This window comes from Halorarum halophilum (assembly GCF_013401515.1).
GTDB lineage: Archaea > Halobacteriota > Halobacteria > Halobacteriales > Haloferacaceae > Halorarum > Halorarum halophilum.
The window spans coordinates 830,273-854,349 of the sequence record NZ_CP058529.1; the positions used below are offsets into that span (position 1 = coordinate 830,273).

18 protein-coding genes are annotated in these 24,077 nt (G+C 70.0%); 7 read left to right on the forward strand and 11 right to left on the reverse strand.

What is annotated here, in order from left to right; genetic code table 11:
* Positions 1-73 precede the first annotated feature (73 nt).
* The 4 genes from HUG10_RS04390 to HUG10_RS04405 are packed head-to-tail and all read right to left on the reverse strand — an operon-like array spanning position 74 to position 7,792.
* Positions 74-2,059, reverse strand: a complete 1,986-nt coding sequence (locus tag HUG10_RS04390) for a SpoVR family protein (protein ID WP_179168399.1) — start codon at positions 2,057-2,059, stop codon at positions 74-76.
* A complete protein-coding gene (locus HUG10_RS04395) occupies positions 2,056-3,372 on the reverse strand; it encodes a DUF444 family protein (RefSeq protein WP_179168400.1) in 1,317 nt (438 codons plus the stop codon). Before HUG10_RS04395 ends, HUG10_RS04390 begins: the two co-directional genes overlap by 4 nt.
* Complete coding sequence (locus tag HUG10_RS04400; protein ID WP_179168401.1) at positions 3,363-5,720, reverse strand: PrkA family serine protein kinase; 2,358 nt, start codon at positions 5,718-5,720, stop codon at positions 3,363-3,365. Before HUG10_RS04400 ends, HUG10_RS04395 begins: the two co-directional genes overlap by 10 nt.
* Positions 5,720-7,792 (reverse strand): PrkA family serine protein kinase, encoded by a 2,073-nt coding sequence (locus HUG10_RS04405; protein WP_179168402.1) that lies wholly within the window; start codon positions 7,790-7,792, stop codon positions 5,720-5,722. The genes HUG10_RS04400 and HUG10_RS04405 overlap by 1 nt, the downstream gene beginning before the upstream one ends.
* Positions 7,793-8,096: 304 nt before the next feature.
* Between HUG10_RS04405 and HUG10_RS04410 the strand changes: the two genes are divergently transcribed.
* Both HUG10_RS04410 and HUG10_RS04415 read left to right on the forward strand, forming a co-directional pair.
* The gene (locus HUG10_RS04410; RefSeq protein ID WP_179168403.1) at positions 8,097-8,489 is read left to right on the forward strand and encodes a DUF5820 family protein; all 393 of its coding nucleotides are present in this window, start codon (positions 8,097-8,099) and stop codon (positions 8,487-8,489) included.
* Positions 8,490-8,514: 25 nt separating this feature from the next.
* Positions 8,515-8,967: a UPF0179 family protein gene (locus HUG10_RS04415; RefSeq protein WP_179168404.1), complete on the forward strand. Its 453-nt coding sequence runs from the start codon at positions 8,515-8,517 to the stop codon at positions 8,965-8,967.
* Positions 8,968-9,057: 90 nt separating this feature from the next.
* On the opposite strand, the gene HUG10_RS04420 is transcribed toward HUG10_RS04415, so the two are convergent.
* Positions 9,058-9,738 carry a hypothetical protein gene (locus tag HUG10_RS04420; RefSeq protein WP_179168405.1) on the reverse strand — a complete coding sequence of 227 codons (681 nt, stop codon included), beginning with the start codon at positions 9,736-9,738 and terminating at the stop codon, positions 9,058-9,060.
* A 135-nt stretch (positions 9,739-9,873) separates the two neighbouring features.
* On the opposite strand from HUG10_RS04420, the gene HUG10_RS04425 reads away from it, so the two are divergent.
* Together HUG10_RS04425 and HUG10_RS04430 are read left to right on the forward strand one after the other, a co-directional pair.
* Positions 9,874-12,525: an AAA domain-containing protein gene (locus HUG10_RS04425; protein ID WP_179168406.1), complete on the forward strand. Its 2,652-nt coding sequence runs from the start codon at positions 9,874-9,876 to the stop codon at positions 12,523-12,525.
* A 43-nt stretch (positions 12,526-12,568) separates the two neighbouring features.
* On the forward strand, positions 12,569-13,075 hold the full coding sequence (locus HUG10_RS04430) for a DUF6789 family protein (protein WP_179168407.1): 507 nt from the start codon (positions 12,569-12,571) through the stop codon (positions 13,073-13,075).
* A gap of 44 nt (positions 13,076-13,119) precedes the next feature.
* Here the strand turns inward: HUG10_RS04430 and HUG10_RS04435 are convergent, their stop codons facing one another.
* The 4 genes from HUG10_RS04435 to HUG10_RS04450 all read right to left on the reverse strand — a co-directional run bounded on the left by HUG10_RS04435 (position 13,120) and on the right by HUG10_RS04450 (position 19,486).
* Positions 13,120-14,892 carry a PH domain-containing protein gene (locus HUG10_RS04435; protein ID WP_179168408.1) on the reverse strand — a complete coding sequence of 591 codons (1,773 nt, stop codon included), beginning with the start codon at positions 14,890-14,892 and terminating at the stop codon, positions 13,120-13,122.
* 1 nt (position 14,893) lies between these two features.
* Positions 14,894-15,352 (reverse strand): PH domain-containing protein, encoded by a 459-nt coding sequence (locus HUG10_RS04440; protein WP_179168409.1) that lies wholly within the window; start codon positions 15,350-15,352, stop codon positions 14,894-14,896.
* Positions 15,353-15,489: 137 nt separating this feature from the next.
* Positions 15,490-16,524: an SDR family oxidoreductase gene (locus HUG10_RS04445; protein ID WP_179168410.1), complete on the reverse strand. Its 1,035-nt coding sequence runs from the start codon at positions 16,522-16,524 to the stop codon at positions 15,490-15,492.
* A gap of 190 nt (positions 16,525-16,714) precedes the next feature.
* Positions 16,715-19,486 carry an ATP-dependent helicase gene (locus tag HUG10_RS04450; RefSeq protein ID WP_179168411.1) on the reverse strand — a complete coding sequence of 924 codons (2,772 nt, stop codon included), beginning with the start codon at positions 19,484-19,486 and terminating at the stop codon, positions 16,715-16,717.
* A 228-nt stretch (positions 19,487-19,714) separates the two neighbouring features.
* On the opposite strand from HUG10_RS04450, the gene HUG10_RS04455 reads away from it, so the two are divergent.
* Together HUG10_RS04455 and HUG10_RS04460 are read left to right on the forward strand one after the other, a co-directional pair.
* A complete protein-coding gene (locus HUG10_RS04455) occupies positions 19,715-20,473 on the forward strand; it encodes an MBL fold metallo-hydrolase (protein ID WP_179168412.1) in 759 nt (252 codons plus the stop codon).
* Positions 20,470-21,372 (forward strand): DMT family transporter, encoded by a 903-nt coding sequence (locus tag HUG10_RS04460; RefSeq protein WP_179168413.1) that lies wholly within the window; start codon positions 20,470-20,472, stop codon positions 21,370-21,372. The genes HUG10_RS04455 and HUG10_RS04460 overlap by 4 nt, the downstream gene beginning before the upstream one ends.
* Before the next feature lie 29 nt (positions 21,373-21,401).
* On the opposite strand, the gene HUG10_RS04465 is transcribed toward HUG10_RS04460, so the two are convergent.
* Positions 21,402-22,187 carry an isopentenyl phosphate kinase gene (locus HUG10_RS04465; RefSeq protein ID WP_179168414.1) on the reverse strand — a complete coding sequence of 262 codons (786 nt, stop codon included), beginning with the start codon at positions 22,185-22,187 and terminating at the stop codon, positions 21,402-21,404.
* Complete coding sequence (gene mvk, locus HUG10_RS04470) at positions 22,184-23,200, reverse strand: mevalonate kinase (RefSeq protein ID WP_179168415.1); 1,017 nt, start codon at positions 23,198-23,200, stop codon at positions 22,184-22,186. The genes HUG10_RS04465 and mvk overlap by 4 nt, the downstream gene beginning before the upstream one ends.
* Before the next feature lie 504 nt (positions 23,201-23,704).
* Between mvk and HUG10_RS04475 the strand changes: the two genes are divergently transcribed.
* Positions 23,705-24,055 (forward strand): hypothetical protein, encoded by a 351-nt coding sequence (locus tag HUG10_RS04475; protein ID WP_179168416.1) that lies wholly within the window; start codon positions 23,705-23,707, stop codon positions 24,053-24,055.
* Positions 24,056-24,077 lie beyond the last annotated feature (22 nt).

The window sequence follows — 24,077 nt, forward strand, 5'->3', positions numbered from 1 at the left end:
TGAACGGGCCCGCCGCGGTGCTCGGACGAGTTCGTCTGAACTGAACGCGAAACGAGGAGGGAATCGGGACAGATTACGCCAGCCACTCCTCGGGCTTGGTGTCGTAGTCGACGCCCTCGGCGCCGATCCGCTCCTCGAGGTCCGCGTCGAGGTCGTGGCGCTCGACCGTCTCGCCGTCGTACCTGAGGAGCACGCCGACCTCCTCACCGGTCGGTTCGTAGCCGCGACGGCTCGCCACCTCGAGTTCGTGCTCGTCGTACTCGGTGACGATGGTGGCGAGGTTCACCGGGCGCCCCCAGAGCTCGAAGGTGCGTTCGAGCGTCCGCTCGGCCTTCTCCAGGTCGAGCGCGACGCCGTTGTACCGGTGGCCGAGCAGCAGTTCGCCGCGGTTCGCGTAGTTGCCGTCGAAGACGGCGATGCTGGGCTTCCCGAAGTTGGTGAACCGGAGCAGGAGCTTCTTCTTCACGTCCTCCGGGTCCGTGCTGGCGACGCGGTACCCCCCGGCCGCCTGGGAGTACTCGTAGGTGAAGTAGTTCCCCTCGGTCACGAACTCGCTCGTGAGGAACTCGTCGAGGAACGTCACGTCGTTGTGGCTCTCGCGCACCTCGCGCATCCGGTCCCAGCCGACGCCGTAGTCGACGTCTGCGAGCGCCTCCTCGACGCTCGCGTACTTTCCGTCGTCGAACATGTACCGGGCGAGCCGTTCGAGCTCCGAGCGCCCGACGCGCTCGAGGAAGCCGCGGTGCGCGGGCTTGGAGAGCGAGAAGTGCCGCTCCGCGAGCCCCTCGTTGGTGAGCACCGCCCACGGGTAGCGTTCCACGTCGATCTCGCCCGCCCTGGCGGCGGCGAGACTGTCGGCGTCGACGCGCGGGTCGTCGGGGTCGAGCCGGTCGAGGGTGTCCGGTCGGATCTCGTCGATCACGGGGTCCGGCTCGATCAGCTCCCGGACCTCCTCGAAGTCGACCACGTCGTGGAAGCTCCGCCAGGTGATGCCGTCGACGCGGAGCAGCTTGTCGACGACCTCCCGACGGTTGGTCGTGTTCTCGATGTACTCCCAGATCTCCTTGCCGAGCTTGTACGGGTTCAGCCCCTGCGAGCCGAGCACGCGCGACTGGTGGTCGGCGTAGGTGAGGAACTCGTCGGGCGCGGCGAACCCCTCCTCGGCCATCATCAGCGACTCCCAGTAGGCGGCCCACCCCTCGTTCATCACCTTCGTCAGCTTCTGCGGGGCGAAGTAGTACGCCTCCCGCCGGAGCAGTTCCAGCGTCTCGTCCATCCACGGCTCCCGCTCGACCGCCTTGCCCTCCCCCTCGTCGTACCGCTCGCCGTGCTCGCGGAGGAACGCCAGGACGTCCGGGCGCGGCTCCTCGGGGCTCTCCTCGCCCTCCCGGTCGGCGATCCACTCGTCGTCGAACACCTGGTCGCGAACCTCCGGGGAGAGCCCGAGCCGGTCGAGCCGCTCCTCGATGTCGGCGACCTCCTGCTCGAACGTGCCGCCCCGTTCGTCCGCGAGCGCGCGGTGCTGGTCGATGGTGTCCTCGAGGCAGAGCACGGCGTCGATGAACCGCTCGACCTCGCCCCGATCGATCTCGGGGTCGTCCATGTACCCCGCGAGGGTGTGCGCGTGGCGCTCGAGCATCGCCGCCGCCGCGGGCTCCTCGCGGTCGCCCGCGAACCGGGCGAACCACTCGTTGTTGCGGAAGAAGTCCGCGTGGGCCTCGACGTGCGTGATGACGGCCTTCTGGTCGGCCAGCGCGTTCGACTCCTGGAGGAACGCGTGGCAGGGGTTGTCGTTGTTGACGATCTCGAACGCCTTGCCCATCCCGAACGCGTCCTGCTTGCGCTGGCGGTCGTACTTCATCCCCCAGCGCCAGTGCGGGTAGCGCGTCTGGAAGCCGTCGTAGGCGATGAGCTCGTTCATCTCGTCGTAGTCGACGACCCAGTAGTTCACCGGGTACGGTCGCAGGCCGAGCCGTTCGGCCAGGTCCCGGGCTCGTTCGGTCGCCTCGGTGAGCCGCGCCGCCTCCCGGCGGGCGCGGCGGTTCCCGTTCGTCGTCATGAGTCGTCCTCCGTGCTGAGTATCTCGTAGATCGCGCCGGTCACGTCCGCGGGCCCGCCGACGCGGGCGACGGCGACGTTGTCGCGGTCGGCGAGTTCTCGCTCGACCTCCTCGGCGTGGGTCGCGTTCACAGCGCCGCCGCCCGGCTGTGTCTCCACGTAGGCGTGGAGGTTCGCGTCGAGTTCGCGCATCAGCGGCACGACGCTCTCGACGGTGTCGTTGCTGGAGTTCTCGGAGTCGCCCGCCGCGAACACGTAGCGGTTCCACTCGCTCCAGGGGTACTCCTCCAGGATCTCCGCGGCCAGTTCGTAGGCGCTGGAGATGCGCGTCCCGCCGCCCGAGCGGATGCCGAAGAACTCGCCGCGTTCGACCTCCCACGCCTCGGCGTCGTGGGCGATGTACCGGAACTCGGCCTCGTCGTACTTGCCGGTCAGGTACCAGTCGAGCGGCGTGAACACCCGCTCGACAAGCTCGCGCTTGCGCTGGCGCATCGACCCCGACACGTCGCGGATGTTGACGACGACGACGTTCTTCTGCTTCCTCTCGACGATCTCGGGGTGGCGGTACCGCTCGTCCTCCTGTCGGAACGGCACCTGGCGGAGGCCGTCGCGGCGGATGCGGTCGGTGATCGGCTCGCGCTCGACCTCCTCGCGGACCTCGTCGAAGGAGGCCCAGGCGCCGCGCTCGTCGGCGACCTCGTCCATCGCCTCCTCGACCCACGCGAGCGAGACGAGGACGTTCTCCTCGCGGCAGAACCGGAACACGTCGCGGGCGTCGACGCCCTCGACCTTGCACGCCTCGCGGACGAACGACTCGTCGAAGTCGGTTGCGAGCTTCCGCTTCAGGCCGCGCTTGAACAGCTGTTCGAAGTCCAGCGTGGAGTTCGGGCCGGCGCGGGTCAGCTCCGTGAAGTCGCCCTCGAGCTCCTCGACGACGCGCTTGCCCTTCGGTTCGAGGTCCAGCCCGAGCGTCTCGTCGAGCTCCTCGGCGAACTCCTCGGGGTCCATCTCGTAGTAGCCGTGCTCGCCCCCTCCCTCGCCGGCCTCGTCGCCGTCGCCATCCTGGTCGCCGTCCCCGGGATCGCCGGGGACGTCGACCGGCTGGCCGGGTTCGGGCGTGCCGCCCTGCCCCTGGCCGACGCCGCCCATGTCGCGCTGGTCGTAGGCGAACTCCGGCAGGTCGACCATCTTCACCGGGATGCGGATCCGGTCGCTCCCCCCGGCGAGGTCGCCCTCGCGGATGAACTCCTCGAGGTCGGGACGGCGCTCGTCGCCGATCTCCCGGAACCGTTCGAGGTCCTCCCTCAGTCCCATCGCGCGCTCACCTCCCGCATGACGGTCCGGCCGGTCAACTCGGCCGAGGCGGGGCTGTACCCGCGGTCGCGGAGGTGTGCGACCGTGCGTTCCTTCACCCGTTCGGTCTCCGTGTTCGCCGGCGGGTCGTCCCACCGGGTCGGGTCGAAGTCGGGGAAGATGCGCCGCACGTCCTCCCAGGAGTGCGTGTCGAGCACCTCCCGGATGACGGGGATCTCCCCGAGGTCGACGTCGGAGACGGCGAAGTCCTCGTCGCGGTGCTCCCACGCGTAGCGGTTCAGCGCCGTGATGACCTTCTCCGTCCGGAAGCGGGCGACCGGGGAGGTCGGCTTCGTCCCGTCGTAGTCGTCCTCCTCGAATCGCCCGAGGTGCTCGGTCTCGAACACCTGCATGAGGAGCGGGTCGGGATCGACAGTGCCGTGGTCGGTCTCCACCTGCTCGCCCGCGTCCCACGCGAAGACGTGCTCGACGTACTCGGCGACGGTCTCCTCCGGGACGCCCTTCTCGGCGAGCACCGCGTCGAGCACGTCGCGCTCCTGGCGGTCGAACACGTACTCCTTCACCTCGGCGAGACGGTTCTCGTACTCGGCGGCCTCCGCCCGGGAGAACACCGGCGCCTCGTCGAGCCCCTCTGCCATCTCATCGAGGATATCGTCGGGCATCAACACCGAGCCGACGTCCAGGTCCGGGTGCGCCCGGTCGGTCTCCTCGTGGAGCAGGTCGGCGATGACGTCGCGGGTGTAGGTCACCGGGATGCCGTGGACGCCGTCCTCGCCCTCGAACTCGAACTCGTCCGCGTCGACGCGGTCGTCGCCCTCGCGGAGGAACCCCTTCTCGTATAGCAGCGCCTTGTCGACGAGCGACAGGTCCTTCGGGAGGTCCTCCCCGTCGAGCCTCGTGACGACGCTGTAGGCCGCAGCGCCCTCCAGCGCGTGCGGGGCGAGTTCGCGCGAACTGGTCCGGCCGCGCTCGTCGCGAACGGTCAGGCGCATGGGCGCGCGGACGCGCTCGTCGACGGCCCGTCGGACGGCCTCCCGGTCCGTCCCGCCGAGGCGGGTCGCGCGGGAGTCGAGCCGGCCCGACGCGGTCGGGTCGGCGCCGTCCCCGTCCGTCGCCTCCGCGGCGGCGACCGTCTCCCACACCTGGGTCTCGTTGGTGAGTTCGCGGTGGATCAGCTCCGTCTCCAGCGAGATGCTCGTGAGGTAGCGGAACTCGTGGCGGTCGAGCCGGCGCTTGAGCGCCTTCAGCGGGTCGCGGCCGTTCCGGTCGGAGAACTGGTCGAGTTCGGCGTCGAGGTCGGGGTTCGAGATGACGACGAGCTGCGTGTCGAGGTCCATCCCGATGCCCTTGTCGAGCTTCACCCGACGCTCGTCGGGGACGTTCAGCAGTTTCCGGAGCAGGTCCGCGTGCTGGCTCGCGTCCTCGACGACCGTGAGGAGGCCGTTCCCCTGCGAGAGCACGCCGTCGTAGCTGAACGCCCGCGGGTCCTTCCGGCCGCGGCTGTCGAGTTCACGGAGCATCCCGGGCATCCACGAGCCGACCAGCCGCTCTTTGGGGCTGCCGTCGTCCTCGGCGTGGAGCACGCCGATGCCGTCACCGACGTCGACGACGTAGTTCTTCACCCGGAGGTGTCGGTCGTCGATCACCGCCGAGAACAGGTCGCTGCGACCCTCCCGGCGGTACTCCTCCTCGAGGTAGTCGTACGCCTCGCGGCTGAACGGGTCGAGGTCGGCGTCGACGCGGATGGGGAACTCCGGGTCGGAACTGTCGTTCAACTCCGCGAGCAGCTCGCGGCGAACGTCCGAGGGGAACACCGAGAGCGGGTGGGTCCGGACCGGGCTCTCGTACCAGTCGTCCTCGTGATCCTGTGTCGTGCCGTAGCCGAGGGTCCCGGCGTCGTCGCCGCCCGCGATGTTCCACTCGACTGTGTACCGTCGGCCCTCCTCGGTCTTCGAGTACTCGCGCAGGCCGTTGACGAGGCAACGCTTCAGCTCGGACTTCCCGGTCGCCGTCGGCCCGTCGAACCAGTGGATCTTCTCGTCCTTGCCGCGACCGGCCGCGAGCGTGCGCAGGTCGTCGACGAAGGCGTTCAGCACGGCGGTGTTGCCGAGCACCGCGTGTTCGCCGTCGTTGTTCGGGTCGTCGAAGAAGCGGTAGCGCTCCCGCTCCTCGCCCTCCTCCACCACGGTCCGTGTGCCGAGCGACTCGATGGCCCCGAGCAGGTACGCCGCGGAGCCAGCGGCCGTCGCGGGCCGCTCGAACACCTGGTCGACGTACTCGCCGAGGCTCATCGGCGGCTCGTAGGCGCCGGCGAGCGCGCGGTCGGCACGGTCGATGTAGTCGGTCATCACTGCTCCAGTTCGCTCTTTGCCACCTCCGCGCCGGCGAACTCCAGCACCTCGCGAGCCCCCTCACGCGAGTATCCCTGCTCGTGGAGCGCGTCGACCCAGGCGCTCCGCTCGTCGTCGTCGAGTTCCCCGGCCGAGACCAGCGCGGAGAAGTTGATGTTGTGTTTCTTGTCCTCCCAGAGCTTCCGCTCGAGCGCGCGGCGCAGTCGGTCGTTGTCCTGCGGGTCGAAGCTCACGCCCTCGCGCGCGCGCCGCGACACCCAGTTGGCGACCTCCTGGCGGAAGTCGTCCTTGCGGTCGCCCGGGATGTCGAGCTTCTCCTCGACCGAGCGCAGGAACGTCTCGTCGGGCTCCTGCTCGCGGCCGGTGAGGTCGTCCTCGACGGTCGCGTCGTCGATGTACGCCATGACGTGGTCCATGTACTTCTCGCCCTGCCGCTGGATCTCCTCAACGTCGTAGGCGAGCGCGTGGCGGACGTCCTCGATGGCGCGCTCGCGGTACTCGTTGCGGACGAGTTCGAGGTAGCGCTCGTAGCGTTCGAGGTTGTCCTCGGGAATGGAGCCGTGGTTCTCGAGGTTCTCCTCGAAATGGGAGAACACCGACAGCGGCGAGAGGTACGACCGGCCGCGGTGGGTGGCGTCCATGATGGCCTCGGCGATCTCGTCGCCGATGAACCGCGCGGAGACGCCCTCCATCCCCTCGGCGATGTCGGCGACCGCGTCGCCGTCCTCGCGGAGCTTCCGCTCGTCGATGTCGTCGGTCTCGTCGATCTCGCCGTTGTAGGCCTTCGCCTTCTGGACAAGCGTGACGCCGCCGTCGGACGGCTCCTCGATGCGGGTGAGCACGCCGAACAGACCCGCCATCTCCATGGCGTGGGGTTCGATGTGCATGTCGGGCACGTCGGCGTTCCGGAGCATCTTCCGGTAGATCTCCGCCTCCTCGCCGTACTCGAGGACGTACGGGTAGTCGATCCGCTTGGTGCGGTCGTTGAACGCCTCCATCTTCTCGTCGCCCTTCTTGTCCCGGTACTCGGGCATGTTCGTCCGGCCGACGATCACCTGGTCGATGTCGATGCGGGGGTTGTTCCGCGGCTTGATCGTCTGCTCTTGGGAGGCGTGGAGGAAGTCGTAGAGGAACTCGCGCTGGAGCTTCAACAGCTCCTCGCCGCTGAAGATGCCGCGGTTGGCGTTACAGAACGCGCCGGCGTAGTCGAACGATCGCGGGTCGTTCTCGCCGTACACCGCGAGCTTCGAGTAGTTGACGTCGCCGGTCAGCTCCGTCTCGTCCTGGTTCTTCTTGTCCTTCGGCTCGAACGTCTCGACGCAGCGCCGGCGGTTCTCGTCCGCGACGAGGCGGACGATCTCCACGTGGTTCTCGAGGACGGCCTGCAGGTCGTCGTCGTACTCCGCGAGCAGCGCGTTCATGTAGAAGCCCGATGCGGGGTCGAGGCTCTGCTCGTTCCGGATGGTGTAGGGCGCGTCGAGCACCTCGTTCAGCCCCTCGATCACCTCCTCGCGCTGTGGCTGGGGGAGGAGCACGAGCGGGTCCTGGTTCATCGGCGACCGGACGGTGTCGTCCGCGGGGTCCTGGTCCGGGATGACGTCGAGGAGGTTCGTCCACCGGAAGGTGTACAGCCGCCCCTCGTCGGTCCGGGTGTAGTCCTCGAAGTACCGGCGGACGAGCCAGTCGAAGTGGCTCTTGCCCGATCCGACGGGGCCGAGGAGCAACTTGATCCGTTTCTCCGGCCCGAGCCCGCGAGCCCCCGATTTCACCTTGTTCACGAACTCGTGGATCGACTCGTGGACCTCGCGGCCGTAGAAGGTGTTCTCGCCGTCGTGGAGGGGATCCTCGCTGGCCATGAGGTACTCCACCACGCCCGCGTCCTCGTCGTAGCGCGTGCCGTAGTGGTCGAACATGTCGGCGACGCGCTGGTGGGCGTTGCGCGCGATTCGGGGGTGTTCGTGGACCTCGGACAGGTACCAGTCGAAGGACTTCGCCTCGCGCAGGTCCGAGGGCACCGTCTCCTTGTATCGATCGCTCAGTTCCTCGAGGGTTTTCATGGCTCCGGTCATGGTTGTGTGTGTCCGCGTGGCCGACGACGAACGTCGGTCCGACGCCGACCGTGTTCGACCCAGCCCACGCGACTGAAACGGCGGGGAAGCGACCAGAGCGGCGGAGCGAGCGGGGTCGACCTCCCCCTTCTTGGGGGAGGCTTAATGCCATGTGGGTTGTTAACACCTAAAAGCCTTGCCCCGGCAGGGAGGCTGAACCGCACGCGTCAGCCCTGCGCATGCCGGGCGTCCGCCCTCCTTTAAGTACGCCCCCCGTCGGCGGCCGAGCGGACGGCATTTGTGGCCCGCCGCCCTAGCGGTCGATATGAGCTTCGAGTCGGCGTCGCTCCCGGACGGCTGGCGGGTGTGGAACGAGGAGGCCGAGGGCCGGACCGTGCTCGTCTACCGCCCAGACGTGTTCGACGGCGATCGCTTCCCCGCGGCGTGTCTCCCGACCCTCTACGTGACGAACGGGTCGCCTAGGAGGCGTCCCGGCGCCGCCCAGCGCGAGGCCGACGAGTGGCGCGTGACGCTGTTCCTCGAACCCGACGTCGAGGCCGAGTCGAGTCGTCACGACGAGCGGGAGGAGGCGGTCGCCGCGGCCAGGGACCTGACCGACCGGTTCGCGTCGGGGGAGATCGACTACCGGGGCGCCTACCAGGTCCCCCGCGAGGAGTACTTCGCGGAACTCGACGAGTTGACGGGGCGAAAGGCGTAACCGCCGCCGCCGGGTAGGGCCGGGCATGACCACGGTCACGCTCGTCGGCGACCGCCTCGCGGAGGTGGGGACCGAGTTCGTCTACGAGGGGGAGTCGGCCGCCTGCGAGGGCTGTCCGTACCGCGAACAGTGTCTCAACCTAAAGGAGGGTCGCCGCTACCGCGTGAGCGACGTGCGCGAGAACACCCAGCTCCTCGACTGCGCGGTCCACGACGGCGGCGTCCGCGCGGTCGAGGTCGAACCGGCCGGCGTCACGGCCTGCGTCCCCTCGAAGGGGGCCTACGCCGGGAGCAAGGGCTCGCTGGCCGGGCCGTGCCCGCACGTCGAGTGCCCGAGCCACGAGTACTGCGTCCCCCAGGGCGCGTCGTTCGACGAGGAACACCGGATCACCGAGGTCCGGGGCGACCCGCCCCACGAGTACTGCGCGCTCGATCGCGACCTGACGCTCGTGGAGTTCGCGGCTCCCGACGCGAACTGAGCGTCGAGAGGAGAAAATCGACCGTAAACGGGAGTCCGTTCTGGGGACGGGTCCGGAGGCGTTCTCACCGAATCCGACTGTAATCGTCGATCAGCGCCGCGGCGTCCGGGTCCCGCTCGCGTTCGCGGCGCCGAGTTCCGTCGTGTTCAGCTCCTGCATCGGGTCGGGGAGCCCCGCTGCCGCCGCGTCGAGGTGGGCGAGCGCGTCGGCGACGGGGCCGCCCTCGGGCCCCTCGCCGTGGTTCAGGAGCTGGAGGTACCCCCTGGCGAGCGCGACGTACATCGCCGCCTCGTCGAGGTACGTGCAGCCGAGCATGTTCGCCCAGACGTGTCCGGGGCGGTTCACGGTCCGATGGAACGCGAACGACTCGCCGAGGTCGTCCTCGACGGCGGCGACCGCGAGGTCCGAGAGCGCCGCCTTCGCCAGGGCCCAGTCGTCGAGGTGGTCGCCCCAGAACCGGCGGAGGCGCTCGGCCTCGAAGTCGGCGTCGACGTCGTAGGCGTCCGCGGGGACGCCGTGGGCCTCCAGCGCCTCGGCGACCGCGGCGGCCGACTCCGCGGGGTCGCCCTCCGTCCCGACGATGAGCCGGAGCGTCGGCGCGTCGTACCGGCCGCTGGCGTCCCAGAACGAGTGCATCCAGAACGCCACGTCGCCGTCGGCTTCGGCAGCGCGCATCGTCGGCGCGACGGACTCCGTAAGCACGCGGTGTTTGCCCGTGAGCCCGTCGTCGGCCAGGCGAAGCCAGCGGACTGCGACAGCGAAGTACTCCATGGCCGGCCCTGAGACGCCGGTGCGGTAAACTCCACCGGAGGAGGTGGGCGGGCCGGGCGACGCCTCGCCCGACGTGGTGCCGGATGCGGTCCGACTACCGACACCGTTTTTCCCACGCACCGACCCACTCCGATAGTGAACGTTCGCGGCCCGGTTCTGGAGGTCGGCGAGGTGCGCTCGGTGGACACGCAGTACGGCGAGCGCGATCTGGCGGAACTGACCGTCCGCCCCGACGGCGGGGCGGCGGACGCGGTCACGGTGACGCTGTGGGGCAAGTGGACCCACACCGCCGAGCACGCGGAGCCGGGCATGGAACTGCTGGTCACGGACGCCGAGCGGGACGACTTCGGCGATCGGGAGGGGTACACGACCTCGAAGGAGTCGTACGTCGTCCTCGAACCAGACTTCCTCGTCGACGTGACGGACGTCCGGTCGTGGGTGCAGTGCCCGCGGATGTACTACCTGAACAAGCTCTCGGGCATCCCGCTGAACTACCCAGTGGTCAAGGGGACCATCGTCCACGAGGTGTTCGGCGACCTGCTGCGCGGCGTCGACCTGGAGGAGAGCATCGAGGACCAGGTGGCGAACGCCGGCCTCGAACTCGGCCTGCTCGGCCGTGAGCGCGACGAGGTGGCCGACGAGGTGCGCCGGAACGCGGCGGCCATCGAGGGCTGGCTGAACCAGGGGACGCTCACCCCTGAGGAGGACGACTGGCGCTCGGAGTACACGCTCATCTCGCCGACGTTCGGCGTGAAGGGCCGGGCCGACGCGCTGCGCCGCGGGATGCCGGTCGAACTCAAGACGGGGAAGAACACGAACCGCGACCCGCGCTTCCAGGACAAGATCCAGGCGGCCTGCTACGCGCTGCTCCTCCAGGAGCGCGGCGTCCCGGCCGACACCGGCACGCTGCTGTACACGAAGAACACGGCGCTCGACCGGTCGGAGGCGAGCGGCGACCTCTCGCCGGCCAAGGAGTTCTCGGTCGGGAAGGGCCTGCTCGACTTCGTCGTCCGCACGCGCAACGAGATCGCCGCGATGGAGTTCGACACGTCGGTGCCGACCGGCTTCGAGGCGAACGCGAAGTGCGAGTACTGCTTCGAGCAGGACACCTGCATGGTCGTCTCCGGGCGCCTGGACCAGGAGTCGAAGGCTGGCCAGATCGGCACGCCCCTCCCCGAGGAGGAGCGCGAGTACTTCGACCGCTTCTACCGCGCCATCGAGGAGGAGCGCGCTGAGACCCACGCCGAGTACCGGAAGCTCTGGGAGCAGACCCCCGAAGAGCGCGCGGCCGACGACAGAGCGCTCGTCGACCTCGACCCGGTCGACCGCGAGGAACTCCCCGGTGGCGGCTGGCGCCTGCGGGCTCGGAAGGACCCCGAAGCCGTCTCGAAGCTCCGCGAGGGCGACGTCGCCCTCGCCTCCGACGGCGACCCGACGGCGGGTCACAGCGAGCTGTGCCGGATCGAGCGGCTCGACGAAGAGGTCGTCGTCACCGCCGACGAGCCGGTCGACCTCCGACGGCTGGATGTGTACCCCTCGGAGATCTCCGTCGACCGGATGCTGACGGCGCTCCACGACGCGCTGTTGAAGGGCGACCCCGACAGGAAGGACGTGCTGTTCGGGCGACGGGAGCCGGAGTTCTCGGACGGGGAGCGCACCTTCATCGACAACAACGAGTCGCAGAACCGGGCGGTGAACCGCGCCGTGAACGCAGAGGACTTCGCGCTCGTCCACGGCCCGCCCGGGACCGGCAAGACGTACACCATCGCCCGCATCGTCCGCGCGCTCGTCGAACGCGGCGACCGCGTGCTGCTGTCGGCGTTCACGAACCGCGCCGTCGACAACGCCCTCCAGGCCCTCCGCGAGCAGGGGTACGAGGGCGCCGTCCGGTACGGCACGGAGACCGGCGTCCGCGGCGACATGCAGGACATCAGGCTCGTCAGGCGAGGAGAGCCGAACGATCGTGCGGCTGAGCTCAACGGCGCGCCGGTCGTCGCCGCCACCACCGCCGCCTGCGGGTCGCGCGCGATGCGCGAGCAGGAGTTCGACGTGGCGCTCGTCGACGAGGCGTCACAGCTCACCGAACCCGGCACGCTGGCTCCGGTCAACCTCGCCGACCGGTTCGTGCTCGTCGGCGACCACGAGCAGTTACCGCCCGTCGTCCGGGCGGAGAACGGCCTCCAGCGGTCGCTGTTCCAGCGGCTCATCGAGGAGCACCCCGACGCCGGGGTCATGCTCGACCGGCAGTACCGGATGAGCCAGCGCATCCAGGCGTTCTCCTCGGCGGAGTTCTACGACGGGGCGCTTCGGCCGGCGACGCCCGAGGTCGCCGGCCAGACGCTCGGCGACCTCGGCGTCGACGTCACGGACCTCCCGCCGGACCTCCGCGAGGGCGTGTCGTTCGTCGATCCCGACGGCCGGCGCGAGGGGAACGCGAACCCGATCGAGGCCGAGCGCGTCGAGGAGATCGTCGAGGCGTACGTCGACGCCGGCGTGCCGCGCGAGGGGATCGGCGTCATCGCGCCGTTCCGCGCGCAGGTCGCGGAGATCGGCCGGCGGACCGACGTGACCGTCGACACCGTCGACCGGTTCCAGGGGTCGAGCGAGGAGGTGATCGTCGTCTCGTTCGTCGCGACCGACTCGCTCGACTCGCCCATCTTCGAGGATCCGCGCCGGGTGAACGTCGCGCTGACGCGCGCGCGGAAGGCGCTCTGTCTCGTCGGCGACTCAGACGCCCTGGCGTCCGAGCCGTTCTACCGCCGGATGCTCGAGTGGGCACGTCGCTAGTGCAGGGCCCGCGTTTATTGAAATCGTGACCATCTGGGGGACCATGTCGAACTCCTCCGAGACGGCCTCAGAAACCGAGTCCGGCGGCAACAGCTCCCGGAACATCACCCCCCGTAAACTGGTGATCGCCGGCGGCGCCGGTTTCGTCGGGATACTCGCGATGCTCCCGTTCTTCGCGGTCGCGTACACATTCGGCGCGCTCACGCCGGTGGCGTTCGCGAGCCTCTCCGAGCTGGTCGGCATCTCGACCACCTCGCCGTGGGCGTTCCCGGTCGGCGTGATCCTCTTCGTCGGCGCCGGCATGACGATGCTCCCGATCCTGTTCGTCTCGCTGGCCGGCTTCCTCCCGCCGGAGCGGTCACTGGGTCTCCGCGGCGTCGCGTTCGCCACCATCGTCTGGACGGGGTTCTTCTTCGCGTTCGAGATCGACCAGAGCGGGGTGACGTTCTGGGTGTTCGTCGTCACCACCCTGCTCGCCCACTTCGCGTACGGCTACGTCCTCGGCTCGCTGTTCGGCCGGTACGCCAGGGTCCCCTCCTACGACGTGTGACCGGCCCGATCCGACGGACGGTTTCCAGGGGGGTGGGCCGGTGTTCAGGGCGCGTGCCCGTCCCCGCCCCCCGCCCCGTCCCGGTATTCGTCCCCGCCTTCCTCCCCGGCACCGGCAACCGTTCCCGAGCCGTCCCGTTCCCCGGGAGCGTTCCGCCCGGTATCCGGCGACACACTTCCCTCCGATCCGCCTGCTGAGCGGCCGCGGCGCTCGGCGAGGTCCTCCCGGAGCCGGTCGAGCAGGCGCTCCCGGAGGTCGTCCGCCTCGTCGCCGTCGATGTCGTGTGCGGTGGCGTCGCCGCCGACGATGCTCGTCGTCGACGCCGTGTCGGCCGTGAGGCTGGCGAGGTCCCAGCGACGCTGGAAGATCGTCCTTCGCGCGAACACCGTCTGGAGCCGGTAGTACGGGACGACGCGGGTGCTCCGGTACCAGAACCCCGACCGGGTGAGCATCGCGCGTTCGCGCTCGTCGTACCCGCGGTGACGCCACTTCGATCGCGCGGCGATCGGCGCCAGCGCGAGGCCGACGAGGGGGACCGCTGCCGCGATCGCCGGAAGCGGCGTCCAGAGCCAGCTCGCCCCGAGAACGACCGCGGCGAGGCCGACGGAGACGAGCGCGTAGCGGATCGCGTACCGCCGTCGCGCGCGGGTCGGCGGCCGCTCGAACGTCGGCCGGCCGAACGGCTGGAGGTCCCGCGCGAGGTCGAGCACTCGTCCGCGCGCCGCCAGCGGGATCGTCGTCTCCGCGCCGCCCGCGCGGTTCGACCCGGGCGCGTAGCCGGCCGTCTCGACCGAGAGCGTCGCGTAGCCGAGCCGGCGCATGGCGACGTTCTCGCCGATCGACACGGTCTGAACCTTCTCCAGCGGGACGGTGCCGCTGTAGCGGCCGAGCAGACCGCGCTCGTACCGCAGTTCGTCCGCGACGCGTTCGAGCCTGAAGTCGTAGTAGCGGGCGTACGTCAGCGCGGCGCTCGCGATCCACACGGTGACCGCGAACGCGACGAGGCCGACGAGCGCGGTGAACGCCGCCGCCAGCAGGTCAGTGGCCCCGCCCTCGCGTCCGCCGCCGAAGAACCGGAACAACAGCACGCCGCCCCGGGTAGCGGCGTCGCCGACGAAGGGCGCGCCAAACACGGGGGCGGCGATGGCGCCGGGCCGGAAGGAGATCGCGCTGAGGACGAGCAGGTCCCTCGCAGAGATCTCGTACAGCGTCTCGCCCCGGGACCCCGCGAACGAGTCGTCGAACTCCGATCCGCCGGCCGCCACCTCGCTCCCGGTGACGCCGGTAGTCCCCGCTTCGCCGGGGGAACCGCCGGTATCGACCGCGCCGACCTCGTCGTCTACCGCGGCGCCGGTCGACCGTTCGCCCTCCCGGAGAGCCCGGACCCGCTCGCCGACCTGGTGGCGGAGGCGCTCCGCGTCCTCGGCCCCGACGGCGTCCAGTTCGGCCTCCGTGGCGCTCCCACCGGCGGTCTCGAACCTGACCGTCGCGAGGCCGAGCACGCGCTGGACGAGCGAGCGCGAGACGTCGACGTTCTGGATCCTGCGGAGGGGGATCTCACGCTCCTGCCGGGAGAACACGCCGGAGGTGACGACGAGACGCTCGGGGCCGAGGTCGTACTCGAACCGGAGGTAGCGCGCGACGGCGTAGCCCGCACCGACCACCGCCGCCAGGGGCGCGAGCAGCAGCGCCGGCAGGACGTCGACGACGCCAAGCGGACCCGAGAGCATGATGCTCGCGAAGAGGGCGAACGAGCCGAACTGGAGGGCGCGCTGGACAGCGTCGGTGAGCGCCGAGAGCGGGTGGAGCCGGGTCATCTCAGACGGCGTCCAGTTCGCTCTCGGTCGCGAGGTCGCGCAGGCGCTCGCGGAGCGTCCGGGCCCGCTCTGGGGTCAGCCCGGGGATGGTGATGTCGGCGCCGCGGGTGCCGGCCGTGTAGACGACGACGCTGGCGAGTCCGACGGCCCGCTCGACCGGCCCGCGGCGGGTGTCGACGTGCTGGACGCGGACGAACGGCACCGAGGTGTCCGTCCGGGTGAGGACGCCGCGGACGAGGTACAGCGAGTCGCCGCGCACCTCGAAGCGCCACACCCGGTAGCGGAGGAGCGCGAGGACGACGCCGACGACCGCGGCGAGCGCGACGACGGCGACGATCGCCGCCTCGGGGAACGGGACGCCGAAGCGCCTGACGCCGAACCCGAGGACCGCGAGGACGGCGGCGGTGACGAGCGCGCCCCCGATCCAGACGAGGCGGACGCGGGGGTCGAGTGTCTCCATGGGGGTTTGGTTCCGACGCTCCATCAAAAGGGTGAGGGGTTTCGCGGGGGGCGACCCGGTCCCGTCGGGTGGCGGTCGGCACCCCGGCGTCCGGACACGCTTCGGACCTGGCGTATCGGGGCGTTCCGCCTCGGAGTTCACTCGGTCCCTTCGCCCCGGTCTCCCATCGCCCTGACGTAGGCGTACACCAGCAGGATCGCCACCCCGAGTCCTGCGACGACCTTGCCCGCGGGCGTCGTTCGCAGCGAGAGCCTGGTGTAGACGCTCGTCTCGGAGACGTGGCCGTCGTAGTCGCCCCGCTCCTCGAGTTCCCCTCCCGGCTCGTCGAGGCTGTTGTCCTCCAGCGGGCCGGGCTCGCGGTCGGCCCGCTGGAACCGGTAGAACACTGTCTCCATGAGCGTGTCCATGAGACTCGACGCGTAGTGGCCGAGCACGGCCATGCTCTTGCCGCCCCAGCCGACGAACACCTCGCGCTCGGGGTGCTCCGCGGCGTGCAGGATCGTCCGAGCCACCGTCTCCGGCGCGTACTGCGGCGGCGGGAGGCGCGCCCCCCTGTCCATGTAGTTCTTCGCGTGCTGGGGGTACGGCGTGTCGATGGCGCTCGGCTTGACGAGCGTCACGGACACGGGCGCCCCCTCCTCCTCCAGTTCCATGCGCAGGGAGTCGGTGAAGCCCTTCACGGCGTGCTTCGAGGCCGAGTAACTGCCTTGCAGGGGCATGGCCTGGTCGGAGACGACGCTGCCGACGTTGATGATCGCACCGCCGCGTTCCTTCAGGTGGTCGGCCGCCTCCAGCGAGCCGTACAGCAGGCCCCAGACGTTGGTGTCGAACTGTCGCCGCATGTCCTCGATCGGGGTGTCCTCGAGCTTGCCGTAGATGAAGGCGCCCGCGACGTTGACCCACGTGTCGAACCCGCCGTACGTCTCCTCGGCCACCTCCGCGATCGTGCGGACGTCGTCCTGGTCGCTCACGTCGGCGACGACGTACACCGCGTCGCCGCCCGCCTCGGTTATCTCCCCGGTCAACTCCTCCAGCGCGTCCTCGCTGCGGGCCGCGAGCACGAGTTGTGCTCCCCGCTCCGCGGCCATCCGCGCCGTCGACAGGCCGATGCCCGAGGACGCGCCGGTGACGACGATCACTTGATCCTCGACGTCCTTCAGGTCCACGCTCATGGTTCGCCGTCCCCCGTTCCGACGTGGCAGTCTATGGTGGGTTCCATCAGATCCATCGTACGTTCGCCTCGGTCCCGACGACCTTGCCCGCGACGCCTGTATTCGCATGGCCGGACCTGGCCCGCTCGACACCCCGTGTGACTGCTCGGAGCGACACGTACAGCGGGGACAGTTCGAGTGCGGAGAACGGTCAGTCGTCGCTCTCGGCCAGCACACCGCTACTCGCGTCCTCGCCGAGTTCCGAGAGCACGCGCTCGTGGAACTCCTGGAGGACGGCCGACTCGTCCTCGGCGAGCACGACGTCGCTGGCCATCAGCGTCGCCAGGCCGAACGCCCGCGGCGACGGGCTGTCGACCTCCCGGCTCGTCACCGCGATCTCGCCCGACCCGATCCGTTCGACGACCTCGCGGACGCCCTGGAGGTTCAGTTTGTCCTCGGTGATCTCCCGGTACGTCTCCTCCATCACCGCGAACGACTCGCGCTCCTGTGCGAACGAGATGAGCATCTCCGAGGACACCTGCTGCTGGGCGGCGGACTTCTCGTACCCCTTGTATCGCTTGAGGATCATCAGCGCCCTCGTGGCGTTGATACGGAAGTAGCGCTTGAGGAGGTCCGTCCCGTCGAGCGCCGCGCGGAGGTCGGCGAGCACGTCGTCGGGGTCCAGTTCCTCGATGACGCCCGGCACGTCCACCTTCCGGTTCAGCGGCATCGACACCGTGAACCCGTTGTCCGCGACCGCAACCTTGACGTTCGTGTTCGCCCGTCGCGCGCAGTGGGCCGCGACGAGCCGCGAGAGACCGTCGTTGAACTCCCTGCCGTAGTTCGAGTGGACGTAGTAGTGTCGACGGTACTCCTCGCGGTCGAGTTCCACCTCGATCGCAAGCTGATCGGGCGTCGAGACGGAGCCCTCGCCCGCGTACCGGAGCTGTTCGTCGAACATCCGAGTGATCGCCCGCACGGAGTTCTCGTCCAGCGGGAACGTCCGGAGCCACTCGCGGGCCGCGGGCGGGCCGCCGTCGTCCAGCCGGTCCAGGACGTCGCGCTGGAACGCCAGCACCTCGCGACCGAGGTCGTAGCTCAGCGGCAGGCGCTCGGAGAACCACGACGGGACGGTCGGGCGGGCGCTCGACCGGTCCACGCGGACCTTCGAGCCGCGCCGATACCGGTACTCGTAGTTGCTCCCGCCCAGCTGGAAGACGTCGCCGGGTTCCAGCGTGTCGAGGTAGTTCTCGTCCAGCTGGCCCACCCACTCGTCGGTCCCGCGGACGAACACGTCGCAGGTGAACGAGTCGGGGATTGTGCCGATGTTCGTCATGTAGATGACCCGCGCCAGCCGGCCGCGCTTGCCGACTAGGTGTTCGCCGACGTCGTACTCGGGGTAGTGGTGCTCGCCGTCGGGCGCGTCGTTCGTGTCCCGCCAGATCTTGGCGTAGACGTTGCGGTCCTCCATCCCCTCGTAGTCGGCCGTGAGATAGCGCATCAGCACCTCCCAGTCGTCGTCGTCGAAGCCCCGGTAGGGGTAGGCCGAGCGGAGCGTCTCCCGGACGTCGGCCTCGCGCCACACGTCGTTGATGGCCATGCCGTACACCTGCTGGGCGGCGACGTCGTGGGCGTTCTCGGGGACGAACACGCGGTCGACGAACCCCTCCTCGGCTTTCTCGAGCATCACCGCGCACTCGACCAGTTCGTCCCGGTCGAGCGCGATGACCCGGCCCTCGACTGTCTGGCCGAGCCGGTGGCCCGCTCGGCCGACGCGCTGGAGGAGGGCGGCGACCGACTTCGGCGAGCCGACCTGGACGACGAGGTCGAGGTGGGGCATGTCGATGCCGAGTTCCAGCGACGTGGAGGAGGTGACCACGTCGACGTCGCCCGACTTCAGCTTCCCCTCGATGGTCTCGCGGGTCTCCTTCGACATGGAGCCGTGGTGACAGCCGGAGTTCCCCTCGTCGTAGTCGTCGAACCGCTCCCGCAGGGTGCCGAGTACCCGCTCGGCGCCCGACCGGGTGTTCGTGAACACCAGCGTGTTCTCGTGGTCCTGGATCAGTTCGTGGAGGCGGTCGTAGAAGCGATCGTTGACGACGGTACGCGGCGTGCCGATGAGGTCGTCGGTCGGACACTCCAGCTTCAGGTCGAACTCGCGGACGAAGCGCGTGTCGACGATCTCGTACTCGCGCGGTTCCCACTCGCCACCGTCGGTCCGCCGTCCCCCGACGAGGAACTCGGCCATCGTCGAGAGCGGCTCCACCGTCGCGGAACAGCCGATCCGAGTGGGCGAGCCCTCGCACATGCGCTCGAGCCGTTCGAGCGAGACGGCGAGGTGGGTGCCCCGCTTGTTCTCGGCGAGGCTGTGGATCTCGTCGACGACGACGTACTCGACGCTCCGAAGCTTCTCCTTGAACTTGGGGGAGTTGAGCAGGATGGCGAGCGTCTCGGGCGTCGTGTTGAGGATGTGCGGGGTCTCCTCCAGCATCCGCTGGCGCTCGCTGTCGCCGGTGTCGCCGTGGCGGATGGCGTGGCGGATCTCCGTCTCGTACCCCCGGTCGGCGAGCTTCCCGGAGATGCCCGCCAGGGGGAGTTCCAGGTTCCGGTGGATGTCGTTCGCGAGCGACTTCAGCGGTGAGACGTACAGGCAGTAGACGGCGTTGTCGAGCCCGTCGTCCAGTTCGCGTTCGCGGCGGTAGAGGTCGTTGATGATGGCCGTGAACGACGCGAGCGTCTTGCCGGACCCGGTCGGCGAGCAGATGAGGCTGTTCGTCCCCCCGGCGATGAGCGGGATGGCCTCGCGCTGGGGTGGCGTGAAGAAGCCGCCGTTGCCGGGGACGTACTCGCCGAACTGTTCGACCCACCACTCCCGGACGGACGGTTCGAGTCGTTCCAGGACCCCCTCGTCCTCGATGGGAACCGCGGCGGGGTCGAACTCGTACTCGACCCCCGTCGCCGCGAGCAGTTCCCGTCCTCGCATTGGGAGTGTGGAGGCGGCGAGCGGGTAAGTGGGTTGTGCGGGCGGCGGAAGTGAAATTCGGACGGACGACGTGATCAGACCCGACCAGGGGGCGACCTTCCACCGACCAGTTCGGCGCGGGGTTTCGACGTCTCGACCACCGGTCGACCGTCGCGCCGGGTTACCTCCCGTCGACCACTGCTGACGCTAATCGCCACCGCTATCCGACACGACGTCCGAATCCACCTCATGCGCGTCACGTTCCTCGGCACCGGCGCGGCGATGCCCGTCCCGGACCGGGTCCAGACCGGCCTCCTGCTGGAGGCCGCACCCGGCGACCGCGGGCCGCTGCTGGTCGACTGTGGGGCCGGGATCCTCCACCGACTCGCCCAGACCGACCCCGGCTACGAGGCCGTGTCGACTGTCCTCCTGACCCACCACCACCTCGACCACGTCTCCGACCTGCTCGCGCTGCTGAAGGCCCGCTGGCTCGCCGGCGAGGAGCAACTCGAGGTGGTCGGCCCGCCGGGTACCAAGGGTATCCTCGACGGCATGCTCGACGTGCACGACTACCTGGACGGCCGCGTCGACCTCCAGGTGCGGGAGGTCCACCCCGACTCCGAGTTCGAGCTCGCGGGGTTCGAGGTCGCCGCGCGGGAGACGATCCACTCGGTGCAGTGTTTCGCCTACCGGTTCTCCGACCCCGGCGGCGACGACGACTTCGTCTTCTCGGGCGACGCCGAGGCGTTCGAGGGGCTGGCGGCGTTCGCCGACGGCGCCCGGGTGCTCGCGCACGACTGCTCGTTCCCCGACGAGGTCGACGTGGACAACCACCCCACGCCGAGTCGACTCGGCGGGGCGCTGGCCGGCCACGAGGTCGACCGCGTCTATCTGACGCACCTCTACCCCCACACGGAGGGTAGACACGAGGAGATGCTGGCGAGCGTCCGCGACCAGTTCGACGGCGACGTCCGCGTCGCCCGCGATGGACTCCGGTTCGAAGTGTGAGGGGCGCGAGAGACGCGGCGGGCTTTCTCACCCTCGCCGCGGTGTGGGGTACCGCGTTCGTCGCCACGAAGGCGGCGCTGGCCGACTTCCCGCCGGTGCTGCTCGCGGCGCTCCGGTTCGACATCGCCGCGGTCCTGCTGTTCGGTCTCGCGTTCGCGGGCGGGAGACGAATTCGGCCGGCCGGCGCGGGCGACCTCCGACCCATCGCGACCGGCGGCCTGTTCAGCATCGGTGCCCACCACGCGCTCCTGTTCAGCGGCCAGGTGTACGTCACGAGCGCCGTCGCCGCGACGCTCATCGGGCTCATCCCGGTGCTCACGCCGATGACGACCCGCCTCCTTCGGTCGGACGAGAGTCTGGACGCGGTCGGCGTGCTCGGCGTCCTGGTCGGCTTCGGCGGCCTGCTAGTCATCGCGAGGCCTGATCCGCGGAACCTCGCGGCCAACGCCGGCGCGCTGTTCGTGTTCGGCTCCGCGGTCGCGTGGGTGCTCGGCGCGGTGACGACGCGCGAGGACGACGCCACGCTCCGACCGCTCGCGATGCAGGCGTGGATGGCGCTTGTCGGCGCCGCCTCGCTCCACGTCGCGGCGCTCGCGCTCGGCCAGGGCGTCGGCGACGCCACAGCCACGGCCGGGAGTCTGGGGTGGCTGGTGTACCTCGCGGTGGTTCCGGGCGCCGGCGGCTTCCTGCTGTACTTCCGCCTGCTCGACCGTCTCGGACCGATCCAGGCGGGGTTGCTCGAGTACGCCATTCCGCCGTTCGCCGCCGCGTTCGGGTGGCTGGTGCTGAAGGAGACGCTGGCACCGGGCACCGTGCGCGGCTTCCTGCTCGTCCTCGTCGCGTTCCTGCTGGTCAAGCGACGAGCGCTACGGGCGGGGCTTCGACGCGCCTTCGGGTGACACCGAACGGCGCCGGGTAGGTGCGGCGGTCAGCCGATCCTGGTGCCGGGTTCGCCGCCGTCCAGGAACTCGGCGAGCGCGTCCGGGCCGAAGACATGGGCCGGCGCGCCGAGGTCGAGGAGCTCCCGCACCTTGCCGGCCATGCCGCCGCTCACGTCCGTCGCGTCGCTCGCGCCGAGCAGGTCCGCGACCTCGTCGAACGAGTCGATTCCGGGGATCACCTCGTCGTCCCCGTCGAGCACGCCCGGGACCGTCGAGCAGACGCCGACGCGGTCGGCATCGAGTTCACGCGCGAGGTGCGCGACGAGTTCGTCGCCCGAGAGCACCGTCACGCCCTCGCCGGCGTGGACGACCCCGTCGCCGTGGAGCACCGGCACGAACCCCTCGGCGAGCATCGTCGCCACCTGGTCGGTCGGCATCGAGAGGGTCGCGTTCGTATCCCGCGCGGCCGCCGAGAGCGGGTGGACCGGCACCGCCGGCACGTCGCGCTCGTGGAGGCGCGAGAGGACGAACCGGTTGAGCGTCGTCATCGCGCCGTGGATGTCGGTAATCGCACCGACGTCGTGGGTCCCGTCGATCGTGGAGACGCCGTGGGTAGCGGCGTGGTGGTGGCCGAACGAGCCGCCGCCGTGGACGACGACGAGTTCCGCCAGGTCGGCCCCGGCGACTTCGTCGGACCGGTTCGCGGCCCGACGTGCCCCCGAGTGCGACTCGGCGATGGCGTCGGCGAGGGCGGCGAGCGCCGGCCCGTCGAGCGTCTCGGGGCTGTCCTTCTCGGTGATCACCGAGCCGCCGAGCTTGAGAACCGTGGTCACGCTCCCTCCACCCGGACGCCCTCGGTCGCCAGTTCCGCCCGGAACGCAGTCTCGCAGCCGGGGGTGTAGTCCAGCGCCGTCTCGGTCGCCTCCGTGTCGTCGAGGGCGACGATACAGCCGCCGCCGCCTGCGCCGGTGAGCTTCGCGCCGTACGCGTCGGCGTCTCGTGCGGCCCACACCATCGCGTCGAGCGACCGGGAGGAGACGCCGAGCGCGGCGAGCAGCCCGTGATCGAAGTCCATCAGGCGGCCGAGTTCGGCGAGGAGCTCCTCGTCCGCCCCGCCGTTCGGCTCGCTCCCCCGAAGCACCTCCGTTCCGCGCCGGACCACGTCGCCGATGGCGCCAATGGTGTCGGCTGCGAAGCCGTACTCCTCCCGCAGCGCGCGGACCCCGGCCACCAGTTCGCCCGTGTCCCCCGCACCGCCATCGTAACCGATGACGAACGGCAGCGGAGGCGCGTCGATGGTCCGGCGGTCCTCCCCCTCGACGCGGACCGCGCCGCCCATCGCGGAGCAGAACGTGTCCGCCCGTGACGCCTGGCCGTCCTGCACCTCGTACTCCGCGCGGTAGGCGCGGTCGGCGATCTCCTCGGTCGAGAGTTCGACGCCGAGCGAGCGGGTTCCCGCGTCGATGCCCGCGACGGTCACGGCCGCGGAGGAGCCCAGCCCCGCGCCGAGCGGGATGGTCGACTCCACCGTGATGTCGAAGCCGACTTCGGGGGCGTCGGCCGCGTCGCGCGCCTGGGCGACGGCCTCGTTGACGTAGCCCATCCCGGCCTCGACGAGCGGCGTCGGCACGTCGAGGTCCGGGCGCTCGTCGGCGGAATCGTCCCAGGTGACGGTGAACCCGTCCAGCGAGAGGTCGGGCGCCTCGACCCTGACGCGCCCGTCCTCCCGGGGTTCGGCGGTGACGCGCGCACGGCGCTCGATGGCGCACGGCACCGCCGGCTCGCCGTACACGACCGCGTGCTCGCCGAAGAGGTACACCTTCCCCGGCGCGCTGCAGGTGGTCATACCCCCTACTCCGCGGGAGGGGTAACAGAAGTTGCGACTCTCCCCCGCCGGCAATCGCCGACAAACGTCCGCCCGTCCTGATACCGCACCGATAGGTTTAAGCTAACTACAGTACCCTGTGACACCGTGGCGCGGGGACGCCACCACGCGTGTGACGACGATCCCGGGGACCCGTCCGCGGGCGTCGATTCGGGGAGAGGTGCAACGGCGTTCGCGCGTCGTCCGAAGGCGCGCGGCGATGCGTACCATCGCCGATTCTGCGGCACGATTCGGTAGCAGCGACCCGTATGGCGATCCTACACGCTCGACGATCGTTCGAACCCCCTGGTTCCGGAGCCAGTAGGGAACACGAACCGGTCTCCAGTGAGGGGTAAACTTTCGATAGCAGACGCTTACTGGGGGGCTCCGAGACAGCGTTCGAACGCCTAGTGGTTATATGTTCCAATTATCTTATCGGATAATGAGGCGGTGGGATTATGGTTCGTTGGTGCCGTGTCCTTTTCCATGAGTTCCACGACTCCCACCGGGTCCGGTCCGGAAGTGAACAGGGACCCCGACGGAAACCGGCTGTATCTCACGTTCTCCGGGACGTTCTCCACGTCGGGAGTCGTCGCCGCGATGGCGCGCGCCCGCCACGCGGCCGAGCAGTGCGATCCCGGCTTCACCGTCGTCGTCGACGCCCGCGAGTTCTCGGCCGGCGACGACGGCGCGCTCGGAACGCTCGCCGAGTGGGAGCGCGTGCTCGGCTTCGCCGGCGCGCGCGCCGTCGTCCGCCTCGGCGAGGGGGAGACCGTCTCGAACGCCGAACTGGCCGCGCCGGACCGGCCGGCCGCCGAGCGGCAACTCGAGCGGTGATCAGGGACCGCGAACACGCTGG

What these genes read in the sequence shown, in the direction of transcription:
- HUG10_RS04435 (WP_179168408.1), bottom strand. Translation starts at nt 14,892, where the DNA reads ATGACCCGGCTCCACCCGCTCTCGGCGCTCACCGACGCTGTCCAGCGC.
- HUG10_RS04395 (WP_179168400.1), bottom strand. Translation starts at nt 3,372, where the DNA reads ATGGGACTGAGGGAGGACCTCGAACGGTTCCGGGAGATCGGCGACGAG.
- HUG10_RS04410 (WP_179168403.1), top strand. Translation starts at nt 8,097, where the DNA reads ATGAGCTTCGAGTCGGCGTCGCTCCCGGACGGCTGGCGGGTGTGGAAC.
- HUG10_RS04450 (WP_179168411.1), bottom strand. Translation starts at nt 19,486, where the DNA reads ATGCGAGGACGGGAACTGCTCGCGGCGACGGGGGTCGAGTACGAGTTC.
- mvk (WP_179168415.1), bottom strand. Translation starts at nt 23,200, where the DNA reads ATGACCACCTGCAGCGCGCCGGGGAAGGTGTACCTCTTCGGCGAGCAC.
- HUG10_RS04475 (WP_179168416.1), top strand. Translation starts at nt 23,705, where the DNA reads ATGAGTTCCACGACTCCCACCGGGTCCGGTCCGGAAGTGAACAGGGAC.
- HUG10_RS04390 (WP_179168399.1), bottom strand. Translation starts at nt 2,059, where the DNA reads ATGACGACGAACGGGAACCGCCGCGCCCGCCGGGAGGCGGCGCGGCTC.
- HUG10_RS04400 (WP_179168401.1), bottom strand. Translation starts at nt 5,720, where the DNA reads ATGACCGACTACATCGACCGTGCCGACCGCGCGCTCGCCGGCGCCTAC.
- HUG10_RS04415 (WP_179168404.1), top strand. Translation starts at nt 8,515, where the DNA reads ATGACCACGGTCACGCTCGTCGGCGACCGCCTCGCGGAGGTGGGGACC.
- HUG10_RS04430 (WP_179168407.1), top strand. Translation starts at nt 12,569, where the DNA reads ATGTCGAACTCCTCCGAGACGGCCTCAGAAACCGAGTCCGGCGGCAAC.
- HUG10_RS04440 (WP_179168409.1), bottom strand. Translation starts at nt 15,352, where the DNA reads ATGGAGACACTCGACCCCCGCGTCCGCCTCGTCTGGATCGGGGGCGCG.
- HUG10_RS04455 (WP_179168412.1), top strand. Translation starts at nt 19,715, where the DNA reads ATGCGCGTCACGTTCCTCGGCACCGGCGCGGCGATGCCCGTCCCGGAC.
- HUG10_RS04420 (WP_179168405.1), bottom strand. Translation starts at nt 9,738, where the DNA reads ATGGAGTACTTCGCTGTCGCAGTCCGCTGGCTTCGCCTGGCCGACGAC.
- HUG10_RS04445 (WP_179168410.1), bottom strand. Translation starts at nt 16,524, where the DNA reads ATGAGCGTGGACCTGAAGGACGTCGAGGATCAAGTGATCGTCGTCACC.
- HUG10_RS04405 (WP_179168402.1), bottom strand. Translation starts at nt 7,792, where the DNA reads ATGACCGGAGCCATGAAAACCCTCGAGGAACTGAGCGATCGATACAAG.